This window comes from Rhizobium sp. Leaf384 (assembly GCF_001424065.1).
Lineage (GTDB): Bacteria > Pseudomonadota > Alphaproteobacteria > Rhizobiales > Rhizobiaceae > Ferranicluibacter.
The window spans coordinates 1-12,539 of record NZ_LMQE01000004.1; the positions used below are offsets into that span (position 1 = coordinate 1).

The 12,539-nt window shown below is 61.5% G+C and carries 15 protein-coding genes and 1 pseudogene; 15 read left to right on the forward strand and 1 reads right to left on the reverse strand.

Translation table 11 applies throughout. From position 1 onward, the window contains the following. The 11 genes from ASG25_RS08435 to ASG25_RS08485 form a co-directional block, all read left to right on the forward strand. A partial coding sequence (locus ASG25_RS08435) for a phage major capsid protein (RefSeq protein ID WP_156466866.1) occupies positions 1–258 on the forward strand: 258 nt, incomplete at its 5' end. A 69-nt stretch (positions 259–327) separates the two neighbouring features. Beyond that, positions 328–813: a hypothetical protein gene (locus ASG25_RS08440; protein ID WP_062472524.1), complete on the forward strand. Its 486-nt coding sequence runs from the start codon at positions 328–330 to the stop codon at positions 811–813. 155 nt (positions 814–968) lie between these two features. After that, positions 969–1,499, forward strand: coding sequence for a hypothetical protein (locus tag ASG25_RS08445; RefSeq protein WP_062472526.1), 531 nt, complete (start codon positions 969–971; stop codon positions 1,497–1,499). Further along, complete coding sequence (locus tag ASG25_RS08450; RefSeq protein ID WP_062472528.1) at positions 1,499–2,152, forward strand: hypothetical protein; 654 nt, start codon at positions 1,499–1,501, stop codon at positions 2,150–2,152. Before ASG25_RS08445 ends, ASG25_RS08450 begins: the two co-directional genes overlap by 1 nt. Continuing rightward, a complete protein-coding gene (locus tag ASG25_RS08455) occupies positions 2,152–2,496 on the forward strand; it encodes a hypothetical protein (RefSeq protein WP_062472530.1) in 345 nt (114 codons plus the stop codon). The genes ASG25_RS08450 and ASG25_RS08455 overlap by 1 nt, the downstream gene beginning before the upstream one ends. After that, positions 2,496–3,146 (forward strand): hypothetical protein, encoded by a 651-nt coding sequence (locus ASG25_RS08460; protein ID WP_062472531.1) that lies wholly within the window; start codon positions 2,496–2,498, stop codon positions 3,144–3,146. Before ASG25_RS08455 ends, ASG25_RS08460 begins: the two co-directional genes overlap by 1 nt. Then, positions 3,147–3,563, forward strand: a complete 417-nt coding sequence (locus tag ASG25_RS08465; protein WP_062472533.1) for a phage tail terminator-like protein — start codon at positions 3,147–3,149, stop codon at positions 3,561–3,563. A 29-nt stretch (positions 3,564–3,592) separates the two neighbouring features. Continuing rightward, positions 3,593–4,525 (forward strand): phage tail tube protein, encoded by a 933-nt coding sequence (locus ASG25_RS08470; RefSeq protein ID WP_062472535.1) that lies wholly within the window; start codon positions 3,593–3,595, stop codon positions 4,523–4,525. After that, positions 4,522–4,737: a hypothetical protein gene (locus tag ASG25_RS08475; RefSeq protein WP_062472537.1), complete on the forward strand. Its 216-nt coding sequence runs from the start codon at positions 4,522–4,524 to the stop codon at positions 4,735–4,737. Before ASG25_RS08470 ends, ASG25_RS08475 begins: the two co-directional genes overlap by 4 nt. Beyond that, a complete protein-coding gene (locus ASG25_RS08480; RefSeq protein ID WP_062472539.1) occupies positions 4,724–5,071 on the forward strand; it encodes a hypothetical protein in 348 nt (115 codons plus the stop codon). Before ASG25_RS08475 ends, ASG25_RS08480 begins: the two co-directional genes overlap by 14 nt. Next, positions 5,068–5,487: a hypothetical protein gene (locus tag ASG25_RS08485; RefSeq protein WP_062472541.1), complete on the forward strand. Its 420-nt coding sequence runs from the start codon at positions 5,068–5,070 to the stop codon at positions 5,485–5,487. Before ASG25_RS08480 ends, ASG25_RS08485 begins: the two co-directional genes overlap by 4 nt. On the opposite strand, the gene ASG25_RS23220 is transcribed toward ASG25_RS08485, so the two are convergent. Next, positions 5,484–5,732: hypothetical protein (locus ASG25_RS23220; protein WP_210168459.1), on the reverse strand; the 249-nt coding region annotated here is incomplete at its 5' end. The genes ASG25_RS08485 and ASG25_RS23220 overlap by 4 nt on opposite strands. 227 nt (positions 5,733–5,959) lie before the next feature. On the opposite strand from ASG25_RS23220, the gene ASG25_RS08490 reads away from it, so the two are divergent. From ASG25_RS08490 to ASG25_RS08515, 4 genes and pseudogenes are all read left to right on the forward strand, one after another. Beyond that, on the forward strand, positions 5,960–10,045 hold the full coding sequence (locus ASG25_RS08490; protein WP_062472544.1) for a phage tail length tape measure family protein: 4,086 nt from the start codon (positions 5,960–5,962) through the stop codon (positions 10,043–10,045). Beyond that, a complete protein-coding gene (locus ASG25_RS08495) occupies positions 10,042–10,695 on the forward strand; it encodes a hypothetical protein (protein ID WP_062472546.1) in 654 nt (217 codons plus the stop codon). The genes ASG25_RS08490 and ASG25_RS08495 overlap by 4 nt, the downstream gene beginning before the upstream one ends. Beyond that, complete coding sequence (locus ASG25_RS08500) at positions 10,692–11,312, forward strand: hypothetical protein (protein WP_062472548.1); 621 nt, start codon at positions 10,692–10,694, stop codon at positions 11,310–11,312. The genes ASG25_RS08495 and ASG25_RS08500 overlap by 4 nt, the downstream gene beginning before the upstream one ends. A 628-nt stretch (positions 11,313–11,940) precedes the next feature. Then, positions 11,941–12,539: pseudogene (locus ASG25_RS08515) on the forward strand (hypothetical protein); the annotation flags it as partial.

The window sequence follows — 12,539 nt, forward strand, 5'->3', positions numbered from 1 at the left end:
CCGATCATCCCCGTCGAGTACGCCGCAACGCTCGGCACGGCTGGCGACATCATGCTGGTCGACCTGTCGCAGTATCTGGCGATCGACAAGGGCCCGACGCAATTCGCGTCGTCGATCCATGTCCGTTTCATCTACGACGAGACGTGCTTCCGCTTTGTCTACCGGTTCAACGGTCAGCCCATCTGGTCCAACCCGATGACGCCCTACAAGGGCACGGCCACGCAGAGCCCGTTCATCACGCTCGAAACACGCGCGTAACGAGCCGAACCGAACCGGGGCTTTGGCCCCGGCCTTTGCCTCATCAGATTCACACAGGAGATCAACGGAATGACCAAGTTCACATTTCCCCAGCAGATGAAGCTGGTTGAAGCCCTGCCGCCAGCTGCCGACGCCGCCGGCCGCTCTTCGGATATCGTCAGCCTGAAGAATGCCGGCAAGGCATACGTGAAGGTCCACCTTGCGCAGGGCAATGCCGCGACGGTTGCACTTGCCATCATGCAGGCGACAGATGTTGCTGGTACCGGCGCCAAACCCCTCGCCAATGCTGTACCGATCTGGGCAAACCTTGATACCTCGCTGACCGATACGCTCATTCGGCGCAGCGATGCGGTGAGCTACACCACGGATGCAGCGGTGAAGAACAAGCAGGTCATCTTCGAGATCGACCCTGCACAGCTCGACCTCGCCAATGGTTTCGACTGCATCTACCTTACCACGGGCGCCTCGAATGCCGCGAACATTACTCAGGCGAAGTTCATCCTGGTGGATCTGCGGTACCAGCAGTCCACGCCGCCCTCTGCCATCATCAACTGATCGCTGAAGCTCCGCCGCTCGCCGGCGGTGCCTTGCTCCAGCAGAAGGATCTCCCATGTTCGTNCAGCAGTCCACGCCGCCCTCTGCCATCATCAACTGATCGCTGAAGCTCCGCCGCTCGCCGGCGGTGCCTTGCTCCAGCAGAAGGATCTCCCATGTTCGTTCGCCAACTGATCGGCCGCGAAGCCGGCAATATTATCACCCTCCCGTTTGTCGCCGCGACGTCCAGCCTCGCCATGGGCACGTGCGCCCCGGTCACGGACGAGGAGATTGCGGAAGCCGGCCTCATCGAGGTCAAAGAGTTCCAGCATCCGTCGCCGGAAGAGATGCCACGAGGCTTGCGCGCGGTACCGTCTCTTGGCGGCGGCTTTGATGTCGTTGACGATGGCGGCGTTATCCTCAACGAGGGTTTCCTTCCGAACCTTCCGGCGGCCAGATCTTTCGCGACCGATCTGATTGCATCGCAGAGCACAACTGCTGCGCTCGACGTCGAGGCCGAAGTCGAAACCGATGTTGTTTCGCCTCCGCCAATCGACTTCGATAAACTGACGCGCAAGGAACTTGAGGCTCTAGCGGCTGATCGCGACGTCGACGTGTCTGGCGCGCGCACCAAAGACGACGTTATTGCTGCACTTCAGGCTGCTGACCAAGCTGGGCTCCAGGCTACCTCCGGGGCGCAGGCCTGATGCGGGGCATCCTGCGGATCGTCACGCCAGCGGCAGATCTGGCGCTACTGACGCCGGACGAGCGACGGGCTGCGGCAGGCCTGCGCTCCGTGGACACTTCGCAGGATCCGCTGCTCGAGGCGATGGATCGGCGTGTCGCTGCGTCGATCTGTGCAGAATGCAATGTCGCCGTTGCGGCGGGGGCTGTGCCGACGCTTCTTCAGGAAACGTTGGAAGAAACGTTCCGTGGGGTTCGCGGTGAGGACCTTCTGCTTGCGCGCCGTCATGAGGTGGAGATCGTCTCGCTCAATATCGGCGGATCGATGCTGACTGGTACCGATCATTACGTTGATCCAGAGGTCGGGATCCTGCGCCGGCTGTACGACGACCAAATCGTGACTTGGGGGGCGGGGAAGATTGTCGTCACCTACAAGGCAGGCTTCCAAGAGATTCCGGCCGACCTGAAGATGGCCGCGCTCGACTTCTTCCGCTTTGCCTGGCTGGAACGCGAGCGCGATCCTTCGCTGAAGAGCGAGGAGATCGATGTTCCCGATGTGATGCGCACAAAGCGCGACTATTGGGTCGGTGCCATTCCCGGCTGCTCCGGTGAAGCGGCTGTTCCGCCTGTTGTGGCAGGTCAGCTCATCCGATATCGCAACCTGTTGGGACCGTGATGTTCAAGGCTGAGGAAGCTATTGCCGAGCTGGACAAGGCGCTGGCGCTCAGCGGGGAACTCATCTCGCTTTATCGCTACGAGGGAAATGTCTCGCCTCGGATCAAGGCGCACGAAGTCACTGTCAACGCCTTTGTGCGCCCGGTGAAGAACGACGAGCTCGTTGGCGACATAAAGCTCACCGATCTCGTGGTGATCATCAGCCCATCCGGTTTGGGTGGGCTTGCTCCGCTGAAGAAGAGCGACAAGGTCCTTGTTGACGGACGGGAACTGAACATCGAGATCCCGAAGCCCATACGGATGCGAAATGTGCTCGTGCGCTATACGCTTTTGGCGCGCGGCTGATGGCCAACTTCGATGCGTTCGACCGCGAACTCCAGCTTGCGACAGTGGATCTTGAGCCTGAGCAGATCAGCAAGGCGCTCGCCGTCTTTGCTCGCCAGGAGCTGCAGAAGGCCCAGAGTGCAGGCGCCAGCCGGGTCTACGATCTCTATGTAAACGGCCGTGCGGCATCCTCCGAGGACGAGGTCGTCGCGCCTGGTCCGATTATCTACGAATTTGCGCTCTGGGAGCCGGTCATCACCTTCGTGCTTGATCGACTTCGCCAACGTGCGCCAGCCCGATCTGGGCGCTTCAGGGCATCGTTCATTGTCTTGGCGGATCAAATGCCGGTGACGAACTTCGACGCGATCAGCGGCCGCTCTGAGGTCGTGATCACGAACTTTCAGCCGTACGTCCGCAAGGCCGAGACCGGGCAGTTGAGCACCAAGCGCAATGCGATCTTCGACGGTGCAAAACGCGACGCTGCGCGGCGGTTCGGCAACGAGGGTCGGAATACGCCTGCCGCCTTCCAGTTCGAGACGAAGTGGCTCGACATCCGTTCGGGCGTCCATTCGCAAATGCCATACGTCCTCAAGCGTGGGGGCGGCCGCAAGGATCGACAGAAGGGCATGTCGATCACCTATCCCTCCGTCGTCATGAACATGGTGTTCTGAATGTCCAGCCTCAACGCTTACAACCTCATCATGACCCGTCTGGCCGAATGGGTAGAGACGCCGGTTTCCGAAGAGAATGATGGCTTCAGTACACCTGATGTTCCCGCGCCCTTCGTTTATGTCGAGGTTGTCGGCGACATGCTCGAACAGCAGACTGTTGGCGCACCTGGCAGCAATCTTTGGCTCGAGTCCGGTGTTGTCTATCTGCATGTGATGACGCCGAATGGTGCCGGCAGCCGGGACGCTCGAGGCATTGCCGAACGCCTAACCATGCTCTTCCGGGAACGCCCGCTCGGCGACCTTCACCCTCGCCAGATGTCGATCGGCGCCGGTGATCCCGGCCGCTCTTTCGGCGGCTATTACGCCATGACGGCCACGATCACGTGGGACCGTCAGGATTATACCACCAACCCATAACGCCTACGGGCCTTATCTGGAGAACAGCCATGACAGTTGCCGAAGGGTCGCAGACGCGGCTTGCTTATCTCGTGGAAGCCGCCATAGGCGTCATTCCTGCGACGCCTTCCTGGAAGTCGCTGCGCTACACGAGCGAAAGCATCACGCTCGAAAAGCAAACGGCCATTCCGGACGAGATCCGGGACGATCGCAACGTCTCTGATATCGTCGATGTCGGCCGCTCCGTCACGGGCCCGATCAACGGCGTGCTGAGCTACGGCACCTATGACGATCTGCTGGCCGCCCTGTTCTGCTCGGACTGGACCGGCGACGTCCTGAAGAACGGGCGCACGCCGAAGACTCTCGCATTCGAGAAGACGTTCGAGCAGGGCGCAGCCGATGCTTACACGCGTTATCGCGGCTGCCGGATCAATACCCTCGATCTGCAGCTGAATGCCAAGCAGTTCATCACCGCGAACTTCGGCGTGATGGGTCTCGGTTCGCCGGCGCCTGCCACGGCCATCATCACCGGTGCCACCTATGCTGCAGCGTCGACCACGCCTGTTCTCAACGCCGCACTCAATATCGGCACGCTGACGATGGGCGGCATTGCGGCATCTCCGAAGCTGCAGGCCGCGTCGATCCGGATCAACAACAATATCTACGCCAACGAGGTCTTGGGGCAGTACGAGACGTACAGCCATGGCCTCGGACGCTTCGACGTTTCCGGCTCGGTCACGGCGCTGTTTGAGAACCTCGATCTCTACAATGCGATCTTGAACCATGACGACTTGTCGCTGGCGCTCACGGTCGGCGCGGCGACAGGCGCGAAATACACCCTCGCCATCCCGAAGATGAAGGGCATGAGCGGCGGCCCGATGGTCCGCGGTAACAATCAGTCGGTCATCATCGAAATGCCTTTCCAGGCGAAGTTCGATCCGACGTCCGCCGCATCAATGACGCTGACGAGGGCTGTGGCATGACCAAGAAGCTTGATGAGAAGCTTGTCACCTTCACGCCGTCCGAGAGCTTTGACGGCTACCCGGACGAGAAGACAAAAACCCGCTTTACCGCCGGCGTTGAAAGCGTGCCGGTGCCCGAAACCTATGCGCAGCTGATGCGAGACAAAGGGCTGGTCGCCCCGCGCACGCAGCTCCGCGAACCGAAAGAGGGCGCGAACGATGAACAGGCGTAGCTTTCTGAAAGCCGCGCCAGCCGTTGTTGCTCTGCCTGCGGTCGCCTTTGCCAGCGTCACGGCTCCCGAAGGTTTCCACCGCATATCCGTCGAGGAAGGTGATCCCGGCTACATCCCCTACGGAATGCTGCGCGGAGACAGGAAGAAAGTCAGCATCTTTCTGAACGGGCAGAAGGAGGCGGCAGTCGTTACAGCCGACGCTCGTGAGGGCTGGATCAAAAGGCATATTCGCACGCCGGACGGCAACTACGCTCACGCGCGCGGCGAGCTTCTGACAGAGGTCGTCCACGGCGCCGTCGTCATTGAAATCTCGAACAAGGACACAGTGAAATGACCGTCAAGCTTGCATCGCTCAAGGCTGACCTGACCCGCGAAGAGAAGGGTGACTGGATCGAGTTCCCTGATTGGCCCGGTGTCGAGTTCAACGTCTCTTCCCTCCATCTGCCGGCATACCGAACACAACGTGAGTTGCTGATGCAGCGGCTCGGCCGGAAGTACAAGAAAAAGCCGGTACCGCCGAACGTCATGCTCGTCGAGCTGGGCAAGCTCTACCACGAGCATCTGCTCCACGGCTGGCGCGGTCTCGACGTTGCCTATGATGCAGCGACGGCGGCCGAAATCATGACCAACCCCGAGTATCGGAACGTCATCTCGGCGGTGGAATGGTGCGCTGCGGCTGTCAGTGAAGTCGAGGTCGAGTACGACGAGGAAGAAGCGGGAAACTCCGAGCAGCCTTCCGAAGCCGCCTAGAGCGTTCGGGGGCTGCGAAGCACCAATCGTGGATCGATGAGATCGCCGAAGCCTATCCCGACGAGGATTGGCTGACGGCTGACGAGTACGCCGAGGACGAGGACTTTGAGCCTCGCCCCTGGCACGAGTTCTACTTTCGCGCCTTTGATGCCATCCGGTTTGACCGGCAATACGGCGCGATGGGTGGCGAAAGCCCGATCTCGTACATGGTGATGAGCCAGTATGCGCGGGACCACGGCCTGACGNGATGCCATCCGGTTTGACCGGCAATACGGCGCGATGGGTGGCGAAAGCCCGATCTCGTACATGGTGATGAGCCAGTATGCGCGGGACCACGGCCTGACGCTCGACGAGTTCGAGCATTTCCGGCGCTTCATGGGCCTGCTCGACAGTGTCCATCTGGAAACAGAAGCGCTGAAGGCAAAGCAGAAAATAGCAGCTTCAGCGAGCTGACGTCCTCCCGAGGTAGATCATGGCCATGGAACTTCGTTCGCTGCGCGTTGCGGCGGATCTCGATGCGAACGGATATGCTGCCGGCGCAAACCGCAAGGTTGCCGCCGACCGGGCCATGTCGGAGTCCGGCCGGCAGGCAGCACAGGCCATGGAGGCAGTTGGAACAACGGCCGCCTCGACCAACACTAAGATTTCGTCGGCGGCCGACGGGATCGAGCGGATCAAGCGCCAGTTCGTGACCGGCTATGCCGCCCAGGCAGACTTCGATCGCGGATTGAAGACTGTGGGCGCCGGCCTCGACAAGGGCCGCTTGTCTGCCGAGCAGGCCTCGGTCGCGGTGGAAAACCTGTCGCGGAAATACGGCGTGGCGGCCGACGCATCGCATTCCGTTGCAAAGGGCAATGCTGCCCTGTCGCAGGCGATCGCCGAAGCCAACGGTCGGATCACCGCTCAGAGTGCTGCTGTCGACGACCTCGCGCAATCCTATCAGCGCATGGCAGCCGAAGCGCGCCTGGCGCAGGCGGCAGAACAGGCTGCATCGCAGGCGCAGGCCAGCATCAACCGGACGCTCGGTGTGGGCGCCGCAGCGGGCAGTCGGGCATCAGACAGCGCATCTGTCTTTGCCGAAGAGCTTGCGCGTCGGGAGGAAATGGAGCGTCTTCGCGCCACGCAGACGGGGAGTGCATTCGCCAGCGACTTGAATGCCCGCCTTGGCGTCAATGGCAATGGTACGTCTGCGCGCGGCTCGGCTGCCGTGTTCGAGGAGGCTGCACGCGAGGCAGATCGGTTTGCCCAAAAGGCGACGGCGCTGCGGGCACAGCTAGACCCGGTTGGCGCGTCTCAGGCGCGGCTAAACAGCGAGTTGGCGGAATATGCCATGCTTGCTGATCGTGCCGAGATCAGCACGACGGAACTGGCTCAAGCGCAGACCATGGCTCGGGCTCGCCACGAGCAATATGTGGCCAGTCTCGATCGCAACCCTGTGAATGACAACAAGCCCAACCATACCGCAACGAACGCGATGTTCCAGTTCCAGGATATCGCGATGACGGCAGCCGGCGGAATGAGCCCCGCCATGATCGGCCTTCAGCAAGGTTCGCAGCTTGCCGGCGGATTTGCCGGCATGGGATTGAAAGAGGCCGTCACGACGACGGGTGCTGCTCTTGTCAGCCTGGTCAGTCCTCTGTCGATCGCCACGATCGGGCTGACGGCAGGCGCTGCGGCTGCGATCCAGTTCGGCATTGGTCTGGCGACGTCCGAGGAGGATGCGAAGAAACTCGATACTGTCTTGCAGAACCATGGGAACGTGCTGAAGGCGCTGGAGGATCGTTATGGCTCCCTGATCGCAAAAGCCAAGGGCTTCTCGATGCAGGGCGTCAATGCGCTGAACTTCCAGGCTGGCGCGGATGTTCGCGGCTTGCGTAACTCAACGAAGGTAACCGGCGACGAATTCTTCGATGAGGTTGGGACGCTGACGCGTGGCGGATATGTCGCCAAAAGCTCGTATCTTGGCAAGGATTTCTCCGCATTCAACGACGCGATCACGCAGCTCCGCAACGGGGTAAAAGCTGGAAAACCGGACTTCGAGGCGTTCTACGATAGCCTTTACAAGACGGCCGCCCTCAAGCCGGAATACGCAAAGCAGGCCGACGAGATCGCAAAGCTGGTTGCACCGTTGCAGGCAGCGGCGCAGGCTCTGGCGGAAATGGAGCGCGCGCAACGTGCGCTTCAAAACGCTGGCAGCCGAAACTATGGTGATGTCGGGGCTGCCTTCGCTGCCGACCAGGCGTTTCGTCAGCTTTCGATGCAGCGCTCGGCAGAGCTTGAGGCAGCGGAGATGCGCGCTCGAACACCTGCCGAGCACGCGGCAGTGGCGCGGATGCGCGAAGAAAACACTTACAATCCTATCGAGTCAGTCCCGACCCGGACCATGCGAATCCAGCTTGCGGAGACACAGGCGCTGACGCGTGCCGAGTATGAGTTGAAGGAAGCGCAGAGCCAGCGCATCCGTCAGTATGATGCAGACATGGCCGCCATGCGCGCGAAGTCTCCGGCCGACAAGGAAGCGGCCGCCCGTGCGCAGGCTGCTGTGCAGATCGTCGATGGTGAGGACGCGGCGGCGCGACAGTCGCGGATCGCCATGGCCGGCACGCAAGCTCGTGTCCAGGCTGAGTATCAGCTTTCCGAGGCGCAACAGGAACGTGTCCGTTCGCTCCAGGAAGGCATTCGCCAGCAGGAGCTGGAGATCACTGTCATCGGGCAGACGGTCGGCAAGACGGCTGAATTGCAGACGCAGTATTCGCTTCTGTCTCAGCTGCGATCCGAGGCGGCCCGCAACGGCATCACGTCGGAGACCGAGTTCCAGCGCGTGTTCGGTCAGGAGATCGAGCTGATCAACCAGGCCGCGTCCGCGCATGGCCGCCTGGCGGAAGCGCGTGCGCGTGCGCAGCTGTCAAACGATCTGCAGTTCGAGCGTGACCAGCTTTACCGCTCCTCGCAAGATCAGCAGATTGCAACTCGCCAGCGTGGCGCCGGCTTGTCCGTTGACTTGTCGTCGCAAGAAGCTCTGATGATGCGCCAGAACATGCAGATCGCTGCGCTGCGCGACGGCATCACCGGCTTTTTCACCGACTTCCGCGACGGGCTCGAGCAGGGCGACAGCATTGGCGAGGCGTTTGGCAACGCGCTCTTGAACGGTCTCATGAAGGTGACGAACCGGATCACCGACAGTCTGATCGACAGCTTCGTGTCGAGCATCATCGGCAAGCCCGGTAGCGGCTCGACGGCAGGCACCGGGATCTTCAGCCTGATCGGCACGGCCGCGCCTGTTGTTGGTGCAGCCTCGTCGACCGCGTCGGCGGGCGCTGGAATTGCGAACACGGTTGCTGCGGCTGCAAACGACAATGCGGTCCGGAGTGCGGCGGGATCGGCTCTCAGCTTCGTCGGCAACTACAAGAGCGGTGTCGATGCCAAGCTGACGGATATCCTGAACACGGCTGCGCAGCGCTTCCCAGGCTTCAAGGTCGACGCGATGTCGGGCTTCCGGCCTGGTGATCCGCGCTTCCACGGGCAGGGGCTAGCGACAGACGTCAAGATCACCGACCTCGTGTCAGGCAAGATGCTCGGCAACTACCAGGATGCGTCGAGCTTCCGGACATATGAGCAGTTCGCGCAGACGGCCCGTGGCGTACAGATGGAGAAGTATCCAGAGCTCGCGCAGGATTTGCGCTGGGGCGGTTATTTCAGCGGCGGCAAGGGCAAGTACGGCGCCGCGGATACCATGCATTTCGACCTCGCCGGCAGGCGCGTCGGCATGGGTGGCGGGTCGTGGGAAGGTGGCCTCAACTCCTCCCAGCGCGCGTTGTGGCCGGGGGCTCAGAGCGAAGGCATGGATACGGCAACAGCTGCGGTCAACAAGCTGGCAGCTGGCAGCCAGAATGCTGCACAGAGCACCAGCAGCCTCGCTTCTGCGAACAATGTCGCAGCCGAGGGAATGACCAGCCTCGGCGGCGGCCTGTCCAAATTCGGCCAGGCGTTGGCAGCCGCTCAATCTGGCGGCGGAGGGCTGTTGAGTGCGTTGACGTCGCTCACGGGCATCGGGCAGAGCATTTTCAACAGTTCGGCCCAGTTCAGCGGAGCAATCAGTGGCGGCGTCTGGACTGGCATTTCGGGAGGCGGTTTCGGTCTATACGCCGATGGCGGCTTCACGGGGCATGGTGGACGCAATCAGCCGGCCGGCGTTGTCCACAAAGGCGAGATCGTCTGGTCGCAGAGTGACATCGCGCGCGCTGGCGGCATTGGCGCGGTCGAAGGCATGCGCCTCGGCTGGGCCGGATATGCGGCTGGTGGACTAGTGGGCGGGCCTGCGAGCATGCCGCAGCGGCGATCGACGATCCAGGACGCCGCGAACGACAGCGTACCGGCCGGCGGGAAGGATCGGGCATCTGGATCGGTCACGATCCGCGGCGGTGACGTCATCGTTCAAGGCGATGTCTCGGAAAAGAACCTGAAGGCAATTCAGGACGCGATCGAGGAGAACAACCGGTATCTGCCTGAGCGGATCGAAGAGCATCGCCGCAATCCGCGCAAGAGGATGGCTGGATGACGGTCACCTATCCCTACTCCCTCGCCACCTTCGCTGATCAGCTGGCGATTTCCACCGTTGTCTGGGACATCCAGCGGAACGACGAGAACTCAGGCGGCGGCGACGGCCGCCTGTGGCAGGCCGAGCTTTCCAGCCCGCTTTGGATCGGGACGGTCGAGCTGATCATGATGCCGAACAACCGGGCAAAGCAGATCGCCGCATTGATCCGCAAGCTGCATGGCATTCAGGAGAGTTTTTACCTCGGCGACCCGCTTTCCCTGTATCCGCAGAGCGATCCGACGGGCTCGGTCCTCGGCTCGTCGACGGTCACGATCGCGTCGATATCGAGCGACCGTTCGGCAATCGCCTTCTCAGGGCTGCCGGCCGGTTACGTTCTCACCCTTGGTGACAAGTTCACGGTCCTCTATGGCAGCAATCCGCAGCGCGTGGGCTTCTTCGAGATCTCTGAGACCGCAACGGCGAACGCAAGCGGCAACACGGGGCAGATTGGCGTCTTCCCGTATGTCCAAAGCGGGATCTCGGCTGGTCAGGCCGTCAGGCTCGCCAAGCCCTACTGCAAGTGCGTGATCATGCCCGGCTCGCACAATCCCGGAAGTGCCCGCAAGCTCCATACCGAGGGCGCGGGCTTCAAGGTGATCCAGAAGAAATGAGAAACGTCGATCCTGCCTTCTACACGGCGCTGGTCAATGCGCGTGAGCGCGGAATTGTGCCCCGCAAGCTGGTGAGCATCACCGGCACGCTTCTGACCAGCATGACGCCAAAGATCGTCAGCTTCTGGTCAGAGAACGACGACGAGTCGATCACGGTCACGAGCGGACTGACCGGGCTGACCGAAACGCGACTCTTCTACGGTGGCGTGGGCCTCGATGTCGGGCCGATCCCGCGCGTGACCGATCTTACAGTCCAGACGGTCACTGTCGGTGCAAGCCAGATTGCGCCCGCCATCCAAGAGGCCGTGCGCGGCATGAATATCCGGCTCGCAAAGGTCGAGATCTGGGACGCCTTGCTTGATCCTGGCTCGCGCCTGCTGGCCGCTGCGCCCGCTCTCGTCTGGATCGGTGAGGTCGACGGATCTCCGATCGAGACGCCGGGCATCGGCGGCCAGGGCAGCGTCAAGATCAAGACGAACTCGGACGCGATCTCGATGCTCACCCGCAAGAACCCGGCCAAGTCTTCCGCGGAAGAACAGAAGAAGCGGCAGGACGATGACTTTGGCAAATACGCCGGCGCCGTCAAAAACTGGAAGCCGAACTGGGGGCAAAAATGATCGAGCTGAAGCGCCTCCCGCTATGGGTTGGGCCGTTCAATGACGTTCTCGACGAGATGCGTCGCACGCCCTTCGACTGGAAGACAAACGACTNAAATGATCGAGCTGAAGCGCCTCCCGCTATGGGTTGGGCCGTTCAATGACGTTCTCGACGAGATGCGTCGCACGCCCTTCGACTGGAAGACAAACGACTGCGCCTGCAAGTTCGCCGGACGCATCGTCGAGGTGCTTACGGGCGAAAACATCTATGCCGAGTTCGATGGCGCCTATGATGATGCGGAGTCGGCTTATCGCGTCATGCGCGGCGCTGGTTTCAAGGATCTTGCGGACATGGTGGCGGCCTACCTGCCGGAATACGGTCATCCATCCGAAGCNTGCGGAGTCGGCTTATCGCGTCATGCGCGGCGCTGGTTTCAAGGATCTTGCGGACATGGTGGCGGCCTACCTGCCGGAATACGGTCATCCATCCGAAGCCCAGATCGGCGACATCATGGCCATCCCGGTCGATACGCCCTTTCGCCATTCGCTCGGCGTCCTGAACGGCGAGCGGATCTTCACGCTCGCCGATACCGGCATCAACCACATTGACCGAGCCGCCGCAGCGCGTGCCTTTCGGGTCGGATAATCCATGAAGCTCATCATCCTGCTTTTGAACGTCGCATTCCTGGTGCTGACGGCGGCGGAGCCTGCGCATGCGGGACCGCTGGTTGCTATTGCTTCGGCGATATCGACCGCGGTTGCCAGTGCCAGCGCCCTGACGAAGATCATCCTTGGCATCGCTTTCAACCTTGCCTCGTCTTTGTTGCAAAAGGCGTTGGCCAAGACGCCTCAGCAGAAGCCGATCGGCGTCAAGCTCGACATCGAAATCGGCGACGACATCCCGGTTGCAACCGTTGTCGGATACTACGCGACATCGGGCAAGCGGAAGTACGTTCAAACGTGGGGGGATTTCCGCAAGACGCCGAACGCCAACCTTACGCAGGTGATCGAGCTCGGCAACCTGCCCATGTCGAAGACGGGCATTCAGGATCTTGTTCTCTGGGTCGACGACCAGAAGGCCGAGATCCTGTTCAACGAGACGCCCGACGAGAACGGCTATCCGATCAAGCAGTTTCGCGACGATGACGATAGAGGCGGCGACGTCGGTAGCGGCATCGACGATTACGCCTGGATCAAGTTCTACAATGGCTCGCAGACCACGGCAGATCCGTTTCTGCTGGAGCACTT